15 protein-coding genes are annotated in these 14672 nt (G+C 68.5%); 5 read left to right on the top strand and 10 right to left on the bottom strand.

The window, feature by feature from the left end:
• Positions 1-50: 50 nt before the first annotated feature.
• Positions 51-1856, bottom strand: a complete 1806-nt coding sequence (locus AB6V29_RS05620) for a glycoside hydrolase family 15 protein (protein WP_369357462.1) — start codon at positions 1854-1856, stop codon at positions 51-53.
• Positions 1857-2026: 170 nt separating this feature from the next.
• Between AB6V29_RS05620 and AB6V29_RS05615 the strand changes: the two genes are divergently transcribed.
• Positions 2027-2587 carry a Dps family protein gene (locus AB6V29_RS05615; protein WP_103206025.1) on the top strand — a complete coding sequence of 187 codons (561 nt, stop codon included), beginning with the start codon at positions 2027-2029 and terminating at the stop codon, positions 2585-2587.
• A gap of 99 nt (positions 2588-2686) precedes the next feature.
• On the opposite strand, the gene AB6V29_RS05610 is transcribed toward AB6V29_RS05615, so the two are convergent.
• The 3 genes from AB6V29_RS05610 to AB6V29_RS05600 all read right to left on the bottom strand — a co-directional run bounded on the left by AB6V29_RS05610 (position 2687) and on the right by AB6V29_RS05600 (position 6457).
• Positions 2687-2992 carry a response regulator gene (locus AB6V29_RS05610; protein ID WP_267787805.1) on the bottom strand — a complete coding sequence of 102 codons (306 nt, stop codon included), beginning with the start codon at positions 2990-2992 and terminating at the stop codon, positions 2687-2689.
• A gap of 114 nt (positions 2993-3106) precedes the next feature.
• Positions 3107-5638, bottom strand: a complete 2532-nt coding sequence (locus AB6V29_RS05605; RefSeq protein WP_369357460.1) for a DEAD/DEAH box helicase — start codon at positions 5636-5638, stop codon at positions 3107-3109.
• Between the two features lie 63 nt (positions 5639-5701).
• Positions 5702-6457: a hypothetical protein gene (locus tag AB6V29_RS05600; protein WP_369357458.1), complete on the bottom strand. Its 756-nt coding sequence runs from the start codon at positions 6455-6457 to the stop codon at positions 5702-5704.
• A gap of 90 nt (positions 6458-6547) precedes the next feature.
• Between AB6V29_RS05600 and AB6V29_RS05595 the strand changes: the two genes are divergently transcribed.
• Positions 6548-7582, top strand: a complete 1035-nt coding sequence (locus AB6V29_RS05595) for an LLM class flavin-dependent oxidoreductase (protein WP_210112119.1) — start codon at positions 6548-6550, stop codon at positions 7580-7582.
• An 84-nt stretch (positions 7583-7666) separates the two neighbouring features.
• Positions 7667-8131, top strand: a complete 465-nt coding sequence (locus AB6V29_RS05590) for a GNAT family N-acetyltransferase (protein WP_267787812.1) — start codon at positions 7667-7669, stop codon at positions 8129-8131.
• Positions 8132-8146: 15 nt separating this feature from the next.
• On the opposite strand, the gene AB6V29_RS05585 is transcribed toward AB6V29_RS05590, so the two are convergent.
• Positions 8147-8638, bottom strand: a complete 492-nt coding sequence (locus AB6V29_RS05585; RefSeq protein ID WP_369357457.1) for a hypothetical protein — start codon at positions 8636-8638, stop codon at positions 8147-8149.
• Between the two features lie 29 nt (positions 8639-8667).
• A complete protein-coding gene (locus AB6V29_RS05580) occupies positions 8668-8952 on the bottom strand; it encodes a hypothetical protein (protein ID WP_210073439.1) in 285 nt (94 codons plus the stop codon).
• Positions 8953-9163: 211 nt separating this feature from the next.
• Between AB6V29_RS05580 and AB6V29_RS05575 the strand changes: the two genes are divergently transcribed.
• Positions 9164-10330, top strand: coding sequence for a GNAT family N-acetyltransferase (locus tag AB6V29_RS05575; protein ID WP_369357455.1), 1167 nt, complete (start codon positions 9164-9166; stop codon positions 10328-10330).
• Positions 10331-10334: 4 nt separating this feature from the next.
• Here AB6V29_RS05575 and yiaA read toward each other — a convergent pair whose 3' ends face one another.
• The 4 genes from yiaA to AB6V29_RS05555 all read right to left on the bottom strand — a co-directional run bounded on the left by yiaA (position 10335) and on the right by AB6V29_RS05555 (position 12967).
• Positions 10335-10778, bottom strand: coding sequence for an inner membrane protein YiaA (yiaA, locus tag AB6V29_RS05570; RefSeq protein ID WP_369357454.1), 444 nt, complete (start codon positions 10776-10778; stop codon positions 10335-10337).
• 164 nt (positions 10779-10942) lie between these two features.
• Positions 10943-11158 carry a hypothetical protein gene (locus AB6V29_RS05565; protein ID WP_369357452.1) on the bottom strand — a complete coding sequence of 72 codons (216 nt, stop codon included), beginning with the start codon at positions 11156-11158 and terminating at the stop codon, positions 10943-10945.
• 210 nt (positions 11159-11368) lie between these two features.
• Positions 11369-11953: a hypothetical protein gene (locus AB6V29_RS05560; protein WP_369357450.1), complete on the bottom strand. Its 585-nt coding sequence runs from the start codon at positions 11951-11953 to the stop codon at positions 11369-11371.
• Positions 11954-12010: 57 nt separating this feature from the next.
• Positions 12011-12967 carry a hypothetical protein gene (locus AB6V29_RS05555; protein ID WP_369357449.1) on the bottom strand — a complete coding sequence of 319 codons (957 nt, stop codon included), beginning with the start codon at positions 12965-12967 and terminating at the stop codon, positions 12011-12013.
• 309 nt (positions 12968-13276) lie between these two features.
• Here AB6V29_RS05555 and AB6V29_RS05550 point away from each other — a divergent pair, with 309 nt between their 5' ends.
• Positions 13277-14590: a DUF222 domain-containing protein gene (locus AB6V29_RS05550; protein WP_369357447.1), complete on the top strand. Its 1314-nt coding sequence runs from the start codon at positions 13277-13279 to the stop codon at positions 14588-14590.
• The last annotated feature ends 82 nt before the right edge of the window (positions 14591-14672 follow it).

Here is a 14672-nt window from a genome sequence, read left to right as displayed (position 1 = left end):
GAGTCCTTTCAGAGGGGATGGATGCCGGGACGGGGCGCCCCGGCGGAGGTTCAGCGGTCGCCGAGCTCGGCGTCGTCGATGAGCTCGCGGATGACGAGGGCGGCATTGATGAGGGCGAGGTGGCTGAGCGCTTGCGGCAGGTTGCCCCAGAACGCCCCGTCGGCTTCGGCGATCATCTCGGAGTAGATGCCCACGTCGTTGCCCTGGGCGACGAGCGCGTCCATCGCCTCGATGGCCTCGTCATGCCGGCCGACGCACGCGAGAGCGGTCGCCCGCCAGAAGGCGCAGGCGACGAAGGTCTGTTCCTCCTGGTCCATGCCGGTGTACCGGTAGACGAGGTGGTTCTCGGTCGTGAGTCGTTCGGTGATGGCATCCAGCGTCTTCGACATACGCTCTCCCCGGTCGAAGCCGGTGGGAGCGTGCAGCAGCACGGATGCATCGAGGTCCTGGCTGCCCGGGGCGATCGTGTACGCCTCGAGCTCCTGCGACCAGCAGTGCTCGTCGACCCACGCGTGGATGCGATCGCGCTCGGCGCGCCAGCGGTCGCCGTTGTCGGGGATGTGCCCGCCGCCGGCCAACCACTGCGCGTCGTCGAGAGCCTTCCAGCAGCCCATCTTCGAGGAGGTGTAATGCCGCAGCTCGGGCAGTTCCCACATGCCGGAGTCCTCGCGGCGCCACAGGTCGCACGTGCGGTCGGCGACATCGGCGAGCAGGCGTCCGGTCTGGATGTCGAGCCGATTGCCCGCCTCGACGTAGGTGCGGCACAGCGCGATGAGGTCGCCGTACACGCCGAGCTGCAGCTGCCCCTGCGCGGGATTGCCGGTGACGACGGGCTGATTGCCGTTCCACCCCGGAACGTCGTGCTTTTCGAGACCGATCTCGGCGTCGCCGTCGAGGGTGTACATCACCTGCACCTCGGGCCCGTTCTTGCGGATCGTGCGCAGCAGCCACGAGATCGCCGCGTGGGTCTCTTCGCGCAGACCGAAGCCGACCCACGCGTGCGCGGTGTAGGCGAGGTCGCGCACCCAGGCGTAGCGGTAGTCCCAATTCTTGCCACCGCGTGGATTCTCGGGGAGCGATGTCGTCGCCGCGGCCGCGATCGCACCGGTGGGGCTGAACAGCAGGAGCTTGAGAGCGAGCGCGCTGCGCTGCACGTCGTTTGCCCAGGGGCCGTCGTACGAGAACTCATCCGACCACATCGCCCACCCGTCGGCGGTGCGGTCGATTCCGCGATCAACGTTCTGCGCGTCGGGGATGCGCAGGGGTTCCCCCTCGGTCGCGGCGATCACGAGGAGATGACGCGAACCCTCCGCGGTCGTGAAGCTGCCGTCGATGCTCTCGTTGCCGGCATCCGGTTCACCATGGATGCCGTGTTCGTGGCCGACCACCGCGAGGGAGACGTGCCCGATGCGCATGACCGAGAAGCCGTCGATGCGCTCCGTCCAGGGGGCGGCCGAACGCAGCATCGTGCCCGGTTGCACGCACCAGGCGAACTCGACCTCTCCCGTCACGCCCTCGACGCGGCGCGCGAGCTCCGCCCAGGGCAGCCGGCCCGCGATACCGGTGACCATCGCGTCCGTGAGGGTTGCGGTACCTGTCTTGGTGGTGAAGGTCGTCTCCAGAACATTCGTCCTCGGGATGTACCGGCGACTCACCTCGTACTCCCCCACGGGCGCCAACCGGATGCACCCGCCCGCGGCCTCGTCGACCAAGCGCGCGAACACCGGCCGCGAGTGGATGTTGGGCAGCGGCAACCAATCGACGGAGCCGTCGAGACCGATCAGGGCGACGGTACGCCCGTCTCCGATCGCGGCGTAATCGCGCAGCGGTCGGGACGGGGAGGGAGGCGTGGGCACGTTCTCACGCTAGGAATGACGCCCTCCGCTCAGGCCGGGGTTGTCGGATCGGACGGGAGCGGCTACGGACAGGCGTCCGATTACCCCTCCTCCGCCGCACCCGCAACCCCCGTCGGACGCTCCGGCTTCCCGCCTAACGTCGCTATCGACCGTGAGTGAAAGGAACGCGCATGTCCACCACCACCAAGGACGCCCCCACCAAGAACCGTCGTCGCCCGGCCCGCGGCGGCAGCGGTCCGGAGACCACCGACGAGCAGAACGCCGAGAAGGGCTTCCAGGCCTCGGAGAAGCTGACCGACAGCCTGCAGGCCGTCCTCGTCGACCTGATCGAGCTGTCGATCCAGGGCAAGCAGGCCCACTGGAACGTCGTGGGCAAGAACTTCCGCGACACCCACCTGCAGCTCGACGAGATCATCGACGCCGCCCGTGAGTTCAGCGACGAGATCGCCGAGCGCATGCGTGCCCTGCACGCTCTGCCCGACGGACGCAGCGACACCATCGCCGAGACCACCACCCTGCCCGAGTTCCCCCAGGGCGAGGTCGACACGGCCGAGGTGATCGACCTCATCACCGAGCGTCTCGACGCGACCGTCGGCACCGTCCGCGACGTGCACGATGACGTCGATGACGAAGACCCGACCAGCGCCGACATCCTGCACGGCGTGCTCGAGCGCCTCGAGCAGCTGTCGTGGATGGTCAGCGCCGAGAACCGCGTCGCCCGCAAGTCGTAATCACCGCAGAACACATCGGATGCCGGGGCCTTCGGGCCTCGGCATCCGTCGTTCGTGCGGTGGTTCCGTCCGCGCCACGGCTCACGTCCGCGCGACGGCTCAGCCGCGCGCGATGAGGAACGGCGGGTGCGGGCCTTCGAGGCGGGCGAGACCGAGCTTGACCTCCATGAGAGACGCTCCGACCTCCGCGAAGCGCTCATCGGTGCGGGTTTCCATCCGGTCGAACCGCGCGTCCATCCGGTCGAACCGCGCGTCCATCCGCTCGAAGCGCGCGTCCATTTCCGCGAAGCGGGCATCGGTCCGGTGCTCGACACGGCCGAGCATCCACTTCATCCCGCTCAGGATTGTGACGGAGAGCGTCACGACCAGACCGACCGCCGTCGAGAGCAGAGGAAGAGTCTCCATCGGGCAATCCTTTCGGGGTGGGATGCAATGACTGTAGAGCACCGTGCTCCCGCCCCGCGGGGATGACTATCGAACAGTGGAGAACTTCACCCGGGCCGCCCTCGGGAGAAGCGATCAGAGCCGCAGCACCTCGGTCACCCGCACGATCGCGGTGCCCTCCTCCTCGGAGGCGGCGAGGTCGACTTCGGCTCGGATGCGCCAGTCGTGGTCTCCGGCGGGGTCGTCGAGGATCTGCTCGACCCGCCAGACGCCCTCGGCCGCCGAAGACTCGTCGATGACCACGAGGGAAGACGAACGCGCCGCCCCGCCGGTGCCGATCGCGTCGTGCTCGTCGAAGTAGTCGTCGAGCACCCCCGGCCAGTCGACGTCGGGGTCCAGCTCGACCAGCTCGTCGTCGCGCTGCAGCGCCGCCAGCTGCACACGCCGGAACATCTCATTGCGCACGAGCACGACGAAGGCACGACGATTGGTGAGGATCGACGGCGGCGCGGGCGGCACCACCGGGGCATCCGGGTCGTCCGCGGGGTTGACGAGCTGCTCCCACTCGTCGACCAGGCTCGAGTCGACTTGACGCACCACCTCGCCGAGCCAGGCGATGAGGTCGAGCAGATCGGGGGTCTGCGCATCGACCGGCACCGTCTGGCGGATCGCGCGATACGCGTCGCTGAGGTAGCGCAGCACCAGACCTTCGCTGCGGGCGAGCTGGTACAGCGACACGTACTCGCCGAACGAGCACGCCCGCTCGAACATGTCGCGCACGACGGACTTGGGCGACAGCTCGAAGTCGCGGATCCACGGCTGGCTCGACGCGAACACCTCGTAGGCCTGTGCGAGCAGCTCGTCCAGCGGCTTGGGCCAGGTGATCTGCTCGAGCAGCTCCATACGCTCGTCGTACTCGATGCCCTCGCGCTTCATCGCCGCGACCGCTTCGCCGCGGGCGCGGAACTGCTGCTGCGACAGGATCGGGCGCGGGTCGTCGAGCGTCGCCTCGATGACGCTGACGACGTCGAGCGCGTAGTGGCCGGTGCCGACCGATGACGCCGGGGGCGCGGCATCCGGGCCCCTTCCGAGTTCGACCTCGGGGTCGAGCATCTCGATCGCGGCGAGCGCGAACGGAGACAGCGGCTGGTTGAGGGCGAAGTTCGGCTGCAGATCGACGGTGAGACGGATGCCGTCGGCCCCGGCCTCGACGACCCCCGCCTGAACGAGGGTGCGGAAGATCGCGAGGGCCCGGCGGGCGAGCTCGTACTGGCGGGCGCGAGGCTCGTGGTTGTCGAAGACGAGGGAGCGGACGTTCGCGAAGACGTCACCGCCGCGCGCGATGACGTTGATGAGCATGGCGGCCGAGAGCTTCATCTGCGGGACGAGCGGCTCGGGTTCGGCCGCGACCAGGCGGTCGTAGCTCTGCTCGGTCCAGTTGACGAAGCCCTGCGGCGCCTTCTTGCGGACGATCTTCTTCTGCTTCTTCAGGTCGTCGCCGGCCTTGAGGATCTGCGCGGCGTTCTCGATCTCGTGGTCGGGGGCCATGACGACGACCGTCCCCGCGGTGTCATAGCCTGCGCGACCGGCACGGCCGGCGATCTGGTGGAACTCGCGCGCCGACAGCTGGCGCATGCGCGTGCCGTCGTACTTGGTGAGCGCCGTCATCAGCACGGTGCGAATCGGTACGTTGATGCCGACGCCGAGGGTGTCGGTGCCGCAGATGACCCGCAGCAGCCCGCGCTGCGCGAGAGTCTCGACGAGCCGCCGGTACCGCGGCAGCATGCCGGCGTGATGCACGCCGATGCCCGCGCGCACGTAGCGCGAGAGGGTCTTGCCGAAGCCGGTCGTGAAGCGGAAGCCGCCGATGGCGTCCGCGATCTCGTCGCGCTGCTCGCGTCCGATGATGCGGATGGACGACAGCGCCTGCGCCCGCTCCATCGCGGCGGCCTGAGAGAAGTGCACGACGTAGATCGGCGCCTGCTTGGTGTCGAGCAGTTCCTGCACCGTCTCGTGCACGGGCGTTCGGGCGTACTCGAAGTGCAGAGGTACCGGTCGTTCGACGCCCGTCACCCGCGCGGTGTTCCGGCCGGTGCGGCGCGTCAGGTCGTCGGCGATGTCCTCGACGTCGCCGAGCGTGGCCGACATGAGGATGAACTGCGCGCGCGTGAGCAACAGCAGTGGCACCTGCCATGCCCAGCCGCGGTCGGCCTCGCCGTAGTAGTGGAACTCGTCCATCACGACCTGGTCGACGTCGGCGTCGGCACCCTGTCGGAGGGCCAGGTTCGCCAGGATCTCGGCCGTGCAGCAGATGATCGGGGCATCGGAATTCACCGAGGAGTCCCCCGTGACCATGCCCACGTTCTCGGCGCCGAAGATCTCGACGAGGGCGAAGAACTTCTCGCTCACCAGGGCCTTGATCGGCGCCGTGTAATAGGTGCGGCCGCCCCGGGCGAGGGATGCCGCGTGCGCGGCCACCGCGACGAGCGACTTGCCCGTGCCGGTCGGGGTGGACAGGATCACGTTCGCGCCCGACACGATCTCGATCACCGCTTCGTCTTGCGCGGGGTAGAGCGTGAGCCCTCGCGAGGCCGCCCATTCGACGAAGCCCAGGTACACGGCATCCGGATCGGCGCCGACGGGGACGTTCTCGAGAAGGGGGGTCACTCCCCCACCCTCTCATTCAGGGGGCGAGCGCAGCCCGCGACAGGCGAGGGGACGCACGCGGCCTCACCCGCGATCGCTGAAGACCCCGACGTTCTCGCCGTCGAAGACGAACTGCACGCTCGTACCGATCGGGAAGCGCTGGATGAAGGCGTCGGGCATGCCGTCGGCGACGACGAACTGGACCGTGGCGGGGAAGACCCCGGCTCCGCAGCCGCCGTAGACGAAGTTGCCGCGGAAGCCGCGTGTGTCGTCGGTGTCCACCTCGTCGGCGTCGAGCAGGTAGAGACAGGGGTTGCGGTTGTCGGTCGCGTCGGTGGGCGCCCGCCCGGTGAAGGCGGCCACCCCGTAGTAGTTCTCGTAGCCGCGTTCCGCGCCCGTGCGCTCACCGAACACGGCGGGAGCCGAGGAGTCCGGGTCGGGCACGAGCGTGTCGACCTGGGGCGCTCCCGCCGTCGCGGTCACGGGCACGAACGACACGCTCATCGCGGTCGCCGCGCTCGCGAGGGCGGCGACCACGGCCAGTGAGATCGCCCATGCCCACAGGCGGCGCTTCGAGCGCACGAGGGGAGCGCGCTCGCGGGGGATCTCTTCACCGTCCGCGTCTTCGTCCGGGACGGATTCGTCCGGGAGGCGCGAACCGGCCGATGCGGCCGGCGAGGGCGAGGGCGGGGTCTCGGGTGGACGAAGCCGATCCTCGCGCTCGAGGTTCTCGAGTTCGCGCAGGCGCGACACCGCGACCGGGTCGTCGACGATGTCGGCCTCGGGGCCGTAGGCCCGCGCGCGCAGGAGACGCAACTCCTCGTGCACATCCTCGTCCATGTCCTGAATGGTTCCATACCGGCCGGGGGCAGGGGCCGACTCCCGGTATATGCGCGGGAATAGATCGCCGACCACGGCGTTGCACCCGGTATGCGCTCCTTCGGCACACTCTCCTTCGGCCATTACGGCCCCCTCGGCGGCGGTCGCCAGCTCACCGCCGGCGACTCGATGCTCCAGGCGATCGACCTCGCCCAGGGCATGGACGACCTCGGGGTCAACGGCGTCTCGTTCCGCGTCCACCACTTCGCCCGCCAGCAGGCGGCTCCCATGCCCCTGCTTGCCGCGATCGCCGCACGCACCTCGCGCATCGAGGTCGGCACCGGCGTCATCGACATGCGATACGAGAACCCCCTCATGCTCGCCGAAGAGGCGGCATCCGTCGACCTCATCAGCGCCAACCGCCTCGCGCTCGGCGTGAGCCGCGGGTCACCCGAGACAGTCGTCCGCGGCTACGAGGCCTTCGGCTACACCGGGTCCGAGGACCCGCGCGGCGGCGACATCGCCCGCGAGCACTTCGACCTGTTCCTCCGCGCGATCGACGGCGAGGGTCTCGCCGAGCGGGACCCGATGAGCCCCTTCGGCGGCGGCACGGGCCTGCAGCGCATCGAGCCGCACTCCCCGGGGCTCCGCAAGCGCATCTGGTGGGGCGCCGGCACCACGGCCACCGCGGAGTGGGCCGGACGGATCGGCGTGAACCTCATGTCCTCGACGCTGCTCACCGAGGCCGACGGCACGCCCTTCGACCTCCTGCAGGCGCAGCAGCTCGATGCCTTCCGCGCCGCGTGGCGCGAGGCCGGCCACGAGGGCGAACCGCGCACCTCGGTCAGCCGCAGCATCTTCCCCATCGTCACCGCGGAAGACGAGATGTACTTCGGCGGCTCGGCCGGCAGCGACCAGATCGGCGTCATCGACGGCATGCGCTCGACCTTCGGCAAGACGTATGCGGCCACCCCCGACAAGCTCGTGGAGCAGTTGCAGAACGATGCCGCCGTGATGAGCGCCGACACGCTCATGCTGACGATCCCCTCTCAGATGGGCGTGGAGTTCAACCTCCGCCTCGTCGAGAACTTCGCGAAGCACGTCGCCCCCGCCCTCGGATGGCAGTCGACCCTCGCGACGGTCTGAACGACTCCCCGAACGGATCCGGATGCCGACTTGATCGGCATCCGGGTCCGTTCGGCGTTTCGCGCCGAGTCGTACGGTGAGAGGGTGAGCGTCACCATCCGCGAAGCCGTCTTCCCGCGAGACGGCGCGGCCGTCAGCGCCCTCGTCGGGGCGTACCTGCGGCAGACGGAGGCAGAGAAGATCGAACGCGGGCTCGCCGCCGACGCGTTTCCCGAGCGCTACGCGCGGGAGATCGACGACCCGGCGGCGGCATTCGCGGGCCGGCACGCCCTCATCGCCACCGTCGACGGCGCAGATGTCGGGCTCGTCGTCTCGTCGAGCGTGCCCGAAGGAACAGAACTCTCGCGCGTGTGGACCGATCCGCGCGCCCGGGGGCGAGGCGTCGGAACCGCGTTGCTCACGGCTGCGCTCACCGGAGCCGTGCGACCGGTGCGTCTGTCGGTCTGGGATTGGCGTGAGCCCGCGGTGCGGATGTACCGCGCTGCGGGTTTCGAGGTCGTCCCGTCGTGGGACGATCGGCCGGGGCTCATGTGCCTCGAGCTGCGGTGACCCGAACCGCGCTGCTCAGCGCGACGGCGGCACCCGCATCGTGCCGTCGAGCGTCCACCCGTTCTGATCGACGGCGCCCGTGGCATCCGCCTGCTCCGCCTGAGCGTCGGCATACCAGAGGCAGACGAGTCCCCGCTCGCGCCACAGGGCTTGGCGGCTCATCGCGTCCTCGACCATCCAGAACGCTCCGCCTGCGGTTCGACGGCGCAGCTCGGCGAGCCAGGTCGCGTACCCCGGGTCGGGTTCGGAGGCCGCGGCGTGGGGCCGCGCGAGCTCGATGAAGCGGTCGGCCAGGGTCTCGGCCGTCCAGTCGGTGCGCCCGTCCTGGAAGACGTCCTCTCCGCCCGCGCTGGAGTACCTCAGCACGACATTGCTCTCCCGTTCGAGAGGACTGTCGTGCGTCTCGCTCGGTTCGGGAACGAACACGCGGCACCGCCAGTGCCCCGTCGCGTAGAGGTTCGTGTTGATGCGGATCCCCTGCCAGCCGCGCTCGTGAGCGCGCGCCACCGCAGCGACGAGACGAAACGGGACCGGGATCACCGGTAGCCCGTCAGCCCGCGCGAGCGGGCGATGGTCTGCGACACGAGGTACTCGCCCCATGCCACCGCGTACGCGCCGAGAGCGGCCCACACCCACGCGGAGGGCAGGACGCCGATGAGCCCGAGCAACGCCGCGACCGTCAGCACGACGACCACCGCGAGTACCGGCCCGATCGCCCGCGCGCCGATGACACCCGCGCCGGTGCGCCAGATGACCAGCAGAGCTCCCGCCGTCGCGACGAGGAGGATGACGGGGGTGAACCACGGTCCCAGCGCCCCCATGGTGATCGCGGCGCCGACACCGGCAGTGGTGAGGGATGCGGTGCGGAGGGCGCGGATCTGTGTCGGAGAGGGCGAGGCGGCGATGGAGTGCTCCTGGGATGGGGGCGAAGGCGGGGAACCGAACCCGCCGAAGATCGCGGGCGAGGACGGCTTCCCAGGGTACCCGCGCCTCGATCCGCCTCCGCGGGGCGTTCGTGTCTACGGTGGGCACGTGGGCATTTCTCTGACGCGCGTCGACCTCTCGAGTGCGGATGACCGCGCCGCGCTGACGGCGTTCCTCACCTCGAACGTCTTCCCGTTCCATGTGCGCGCGCAGTCGACGGTCGCGCAGATCGAGGACGCCCTTCGCGGCGGCTCGTGGGGTGGAGACGATGTCGACACCTATTGGATCGATGACGAGACCGACGGCCGCGTCGGTGTGATCCGGCTGGAGGACCTGCAAGACGCCACCGCGACGGTCGATCTGCGGCTCGCCGACGGCGCCCGCGGTCGAGGCTTCGGCTCGGCGGCGTTGTCGGCCGCGACCCACCTCGTCTTCTCGCACCACCGCGGCGTCATCCGATTCGAGGGGCAGACCCGCGACGACAACGTCGCCATGCGGCGTGTTTTCGAACGATGCGGCTGGGTGCTCGAGGCGCACTACCGCGACGGCTGGCCCGTCGAGGGCGGCGACCCCCTGGCATCCGTCGCCTACAGCGTTCTGCGCCGCGACTGGGCGAGTGGCTCCACGACGCCCGTGCCGCGTGGACCCGAGGTGACGCTCCGCGGCGAGTTGCGCTGCGCCGACGCCGCCGAGGCGCAGCGCGTGCGCGCCCATCTCGCCGAGCACATCGCTCTGACACGTGCGGAACCGGGATGCCTCTCTTTCGACGTCGACCCCACCGACACCGACGGCGTCTGGAGCGTGTCGGAGCGCTTCGTCGATGAAGCGGCTTTCGACGCGCACCAGCGCCGCGTCGCCGCGAGCACGTGGGGACGCGAGACCGCCGGGATCCAGCGCTTCTACGTCATCCACGGAAGGGCCTTGGATGCCGACGCCCTCATCGCCACGGCCTGGGCGGCCGAAGAGACGCTTCTGCATCCGGCGGTGCGCTCGAACCCTCGCGAGCTGAACCGGTTGCTCGACCCCGAGTTCGTCGAGGTCGGCCAGTCCGGCCGTCGGTGGACGCGAGACGGGATCGTCGCCGCCCTGGGGGATGAACCGGGAACCGACTCCTCGCCCCTCGTCGAAGAACGAGAGAGTCGGCTCGTCGGACCTGACACGGTCCTCTTGACCTATCTGCTGCGCTTCGAGAACCGCGTCAGCCGCCGGTCGTCCCTCTGGCGATGCGACCCCGCGCCGCGGTGCCTGTTCCACCAGGGGACGCCGGTCGGCTGAGGCGTCACCCGTTCGCCGGGAAGGCGGTGTACTCCGCCGGCGCACTGTCGGGGTGGAGGTTCCGGAACGCCGCGAGGTCACGCACGTTCTTCTGCACCGCGACAACGGCGAAGAGGCTCATCGCGAAGCCGATGCCGTAGAAGCCCTTCTCGGACAGCAGCAGCTCGGCGTTCCAGAGGCCGACCGCCATGAGGGCGAGCGCGACGAGAAGCATGCCCCAGGCGACGCCGAGGTAGGCGCCGGTCACGGGGATGTCTTCCGCACGATCGCGGACGGCCTTCTGCACCGAGATGGCGGCGAAGAGACCGAGCAGGAAGACCGCGAGGTAGAACCCCTTCTCGGCGAGCGTCATGTGCGCGTTGTAGAGGCCGATGAAGTAGACCGAAGCGCCGAGGCCGAGTGCCACCCACGAGGCCCCCACGAACGCTCCGGTCGGGCGACCGATCATGTGTTGAGCGTGTCCATCCGTCATCTTTCCCACCCCTTCGTCGGGCCCCCTGGCGGGGACGTATGCCGTGGCGGAGAAGCTAGCGGAAAGTTCATGCCGAAAACGCTATGCGGCGGGATCTGTGTATAGGATCGCGGATCCGTCTCGGTGTGGACGGGCGGATGTCAGCGTCTGTTGACGGGCTTTTGTCGCCCATCATCCTTTCCGTTCTCCTCCTCGAAAGCGCGGATCGCGAGGACGGCCCGCACGAACGACAACACCGCCGCTCCGGCCAGCACGGCGAGGACGACGGCTCCGACCCAATGCCAGGTGGGGTCCCCTGCGGTCCCGACGAAGCGAATGATGTGGCCCGAACAAGCAAACGCGATCGCGGCCGCCATTGTGGAACGAGGCGCGCTCGCGCCGTGACCCCGAAGTCGACCGCACTGCGCGTCTATTGGCGCGCCGACGATAAGGCTGACCGACTGATGACAGGACACGTTCCGCTCGCTCGATGGATGCGTGATACAAACGAGCCCGACGTCGACCTCAGCCCTTCGGTATAGCAGAGAAGTGCCGACCTAGTCAGCGTTCTTCATGTTGGACGGGCGTCAGGCTCGGTGTCTTCGCGCCCATTCCGGATTAGGGCGCGGGGCGTCGACTGGCCCTGCGCTCCCACTCGCGTCGCCCATCGACGCAACTTGCATCACTTCGACGAAGAGAGCGCTCAAGCGAAGAAATCGCACCACGGCTAGCACGAGCGCCAACTCGAACACCCATCGAACTATGACGGGTGTCAGAGGAGGCTCATTCGCCACCGGCGGCACAGAAGGGTCGAGCAACAACGCCGTCAACGCTACGAGCGCGCACAGCAGAGCGGTCCTAAAAATGCTGCGCCAGTTCTTGGCGAGATCAGGGCCGCCCGCCTCGCGCAACGCATCGGCCCGGGTGCCCTTGGCCGAGCTCATCTGTCCGATCGCGACGGCACTGAACGAACCGAGTAGGGAAACCACAATCGCGGCGGCCGAGTACACGGCTCGACGATCAGGCGCGCCTGCGGCGCCGAGGACGTCGAACCACGGCCATACACCTACAAGGACGAGGTGCATGGCGACCACCGCGACGGCGAGGGGGTAGTCGACCCAGATTCGGTCAAGCCACAGATCGCGAGCGGCACTCGTGAGCCTGCGAATCACGGCCTGCCCTCCTTCTGTCGAACGTTACTCCGATAGTGGCAGGCACCCCTGACACTGCTATGCCTGGACAATCTTCCGCAGTTCAGCTTCGTGCTCGAGCGCGACCTCAACGATCGCCCTCACGGCCGACTCATTGCGAATCGGACTTCCGTCCTCAGACGTCGTAGAGATGCGCCGCTTCGCGGTGATCTTTTGTTTCGCGAAGTCTACGTCCACGCCGTGCCGCTTGTCGTCTGCCTCGATGTACACGAGCCGGCCCTTCGCGCTGCGCACTTCGTTATTGTCGGAGGCTTCGGCGATGACCTTGGCTTCCTCGCGCACCGCTGCGCGCCCCGCTGCCATGTCCTTGGCTCTGCCCGGCTGCAAGATGACAGTCACGACCATTGAGCCGTACTCCTCTTTGACCGCTCGCAGCACAGAGGAAAGCTTCGAACCTCGCTTCTCGAGGGCATCCGCTCGGTTCGTGTGCACCTTGACGGAGATCCGGTCGAGCTCCGCCGACTGGTTGATGAGGTTTTGAATCTCCCGCGAGACCATCGGCTCGGTGTCGACCGTAAAATCATCGGCCAGGACCTTGAGTCCGTTTAGCCACTGTGCAAAACCACCCGGCGTAGGCGCTGTGGTGGACCCCTGAATCAGTCCAATGACGTTCCCGTAAGGAAGGAACGCGACGATCGACGTCTCGAGCAACTGGGCGGAGTCCTCCAACTGCAGCTCACCGACGGTGTCCTTCTGACTGTTGTAGACATCAAGCCACGAATCTTGGTCCCGCACCAGCATGAGTTTCAGGTGGCTCTGCCCATCGACCCTCATGACCTCTCCAATGAGCGTCTTTTCGGGTCCCTCCCAAACTCGTTCGCGCAGCGGGACGCTAGCAAGCGCCTCGAGAATTGACTGCCAATCCGCGTGAATCATCCGCTCGTTCGTCGAGAAATTCACATACTTCACGATCTCGTAGAAATTAATCGTGCGCTCGCGAACCTTCGGCCCGCTCTGACTGCCGTTTCCCGCCACTGAGGCCCCCTAGCTCCAACGCTGTGTCGCTTCACGTTATCGGTTCCGGGCATGTCAGCGGATAGGGACCAACGGCGTTTTAGCTATATGCGACTGAACCCCTCAACGAATACGGCGATGAATATCACCTAATTGCTCGGCCGCGTCAACGCCATGCGCCGCTGGATGAAGGATGGGGTCCACGGGGAGGTGGTCACGTCTACTTCCTACCGAGCAACCGGCGGTCGGCGATACCCCTGGCACACACCTCCCCCTCACGCCGGAACCGACGCCGGGAGCAATGTCGGAGGTTGGTGGAAGCATGTCTACATGAGCCACCCCGCCGCTTCTTCGCACGAGGCGGACGACGCGGTGCTCGACGACGTGGTCGCCTCTCTCGTACGGATCGAAGCCGCGATCTCCGCGCTCGAGGCGGAGCGGTTCCGACAGCTGGCTCGCGCGCACGCCGTCGCTGTGGGGAGAAGCGCTCACCGACCCCGCACGGTGCAGGAGCGCGAGCTCGCCCTCCGCTCGATCGCGGCCGAGGTCGGCGTCGCGCTGCGGTGGCACGACCGCACGACGCAGCGGCGCATCAACGAGGCCGGCGCGCTGGTCGAGGACTTCGCCACCACGGTGACCGCGCTCGACGAGGCGAAGATCACGGCGCGGCACGCCGAGGTGATCCACGAGATCGGGGCGCCCCTCCTCGAACCGGTGAGCCGCCTAGAGTTCGAGCGCCGCGTCCTGACCCGAGCCGAACGGGACACGGTCGCCGGCACTCGCGCCTTTGCCAGGACGGTCGCCGAAAAACTCGAGCCTCGGTCGATCACGGAGCGTCATGACGACGCGGTGGACCGACGCCGTGTCTGGGTCGAAGACGACATCGACGGGATGGCGCAACTCGGCGTGATCGACAGCGCGACGAAGATCCGGGCGATGTTCGACCGACTCACGCGACAGGCGCGCGCCGTGCGCCGGGTCGCCGATTCGGGCGGCGGAGAGATCGGCGTCACCGACACCCGGTCGATCGACCAGACGCGCGCCGACCTGCTGTGCGACCTCGTGCTCGGCGGTCGACCGGTCATCGACCCGACGCACGCGCACCTCCCGGGAGGGTTGGGAGCGATCCGGGCGGAGGTCTCGGTGGTCATCCCGGTGCTGACCGCCGTCGGCGCGAGCGAGCGCGGCGCGATGCTCGACGGATGCACCCCCGTCGACGCGGACACGGCGCGCCGACTCCTCGCTGAAGCGCCGGGGTGGGAACGCCTGCTCACCGACCCGGTCACGGGCGTGGCCCTCGGCGTCGACCGTTACCGTCCGACTCCGGCGATGCGTCGCTTCCTGCGCCTCCGGGACGTGCACTGCCGCTTTCCCGGATGCCGTCAGCCCGCCCGTCACTGCGAGATCGACCACAACCTCGACCACGCGAAGGGCGGCCGAACGACGCTGTGCAACCTCGCGTGCCTGTGCAAGCGGCACCACATCCTCAAGACAGAGACCCCCTGGACGGCCGCCCAACAGCCCGACGGCAGCATCGTCTGGACGAGCCCTCTCGGGCGCCGCAGCACCGACCCACCCGAACGTCGGGTCGCGTTCGCGCCCGGCCCCGATCCTCACCCCGACCCCGACCCACCGCCGTTCTGAGCACGTTCGCGTCCTTCGTCGGGCATGACCGCCCCGCCTTCCGCGGGGCACCACCGCTCCCTCCGCTGAGCGCGAACGCCCT

The sequence above is a fragment of the Microbacterium sp. 20-116 genome (assembly GCF_041079415.1).
Lineage (GTDB): Bacteria > Actinomycetota > Actinomycetes > Actinomycetales > Microbacteriaceae > Microbacterium.
The sequence above is the reverse complement of the archived record's forward strand: the minus strand, read 5'-3'. Positions and strand labels throughout refer to the sequence as shown.

Bases quoted from the DNA above. Each gene is read 5' to 3' on its own strand.
- AB6V29_RS05615 (WP_103206025.1), top strand. From the start codon at position 2,027: ATGTCCACCACCACCAAGGACGCCCCCACCAAGAACCGTCGTCGCCCG.
- AB6V29_RS05610 (WP_267787805.1), bottom strand. From the start codon at position 2,992: ATGGAGACTCTTCCTCTGCTCTCGACGGCGGTCGGTCTGGTCGTGACG.
- AB6V29_RS05600 (WP_369357458.1), bottom strand. From the start codon at position 6,457: ATGGACGAGGATGTGCACGAGGAGTTGCGTCTCCTGCGCGCGCGGGCC.
- AB6V29_RS05595 (WP_210112119.1), top strand. From the start codon at position 6,548: ATGCGCTCCTTCGGCACACTCTCCTTCGGCCATTACGGCCCCCTCGGC.
- AB6V29_RS05580 (WP_210073439.1), bottom strand. From the start codon at position 8,952: ATGGGGGCGCTGGGACCGTGGTTCACCCCCGTCATCCTCCTCGTCGCG.
- yiaA (WP_369357454.1), bottom strand. From the start codon at position 10,778: ATGATCGGTCGCCCGACCGGAGCGTTCGTGGGGGCCTCGTGGGTGGCA.
- AB6V29_RS05565 (WP_369357452.1), bottom strand. From the start codon at position 11,158: ATGGCGGCCGCGATCGCGTTTGCTTGTTCGGGCCACATCATTCGCTTC.
- AB6V29_RS05550 (WP_369357447.1), top strand. From the start codon at position 13,277: ATGAGCCACCCCGCCGCTTCTTCGCACGAGGCGGACGACGCGGTGCTC.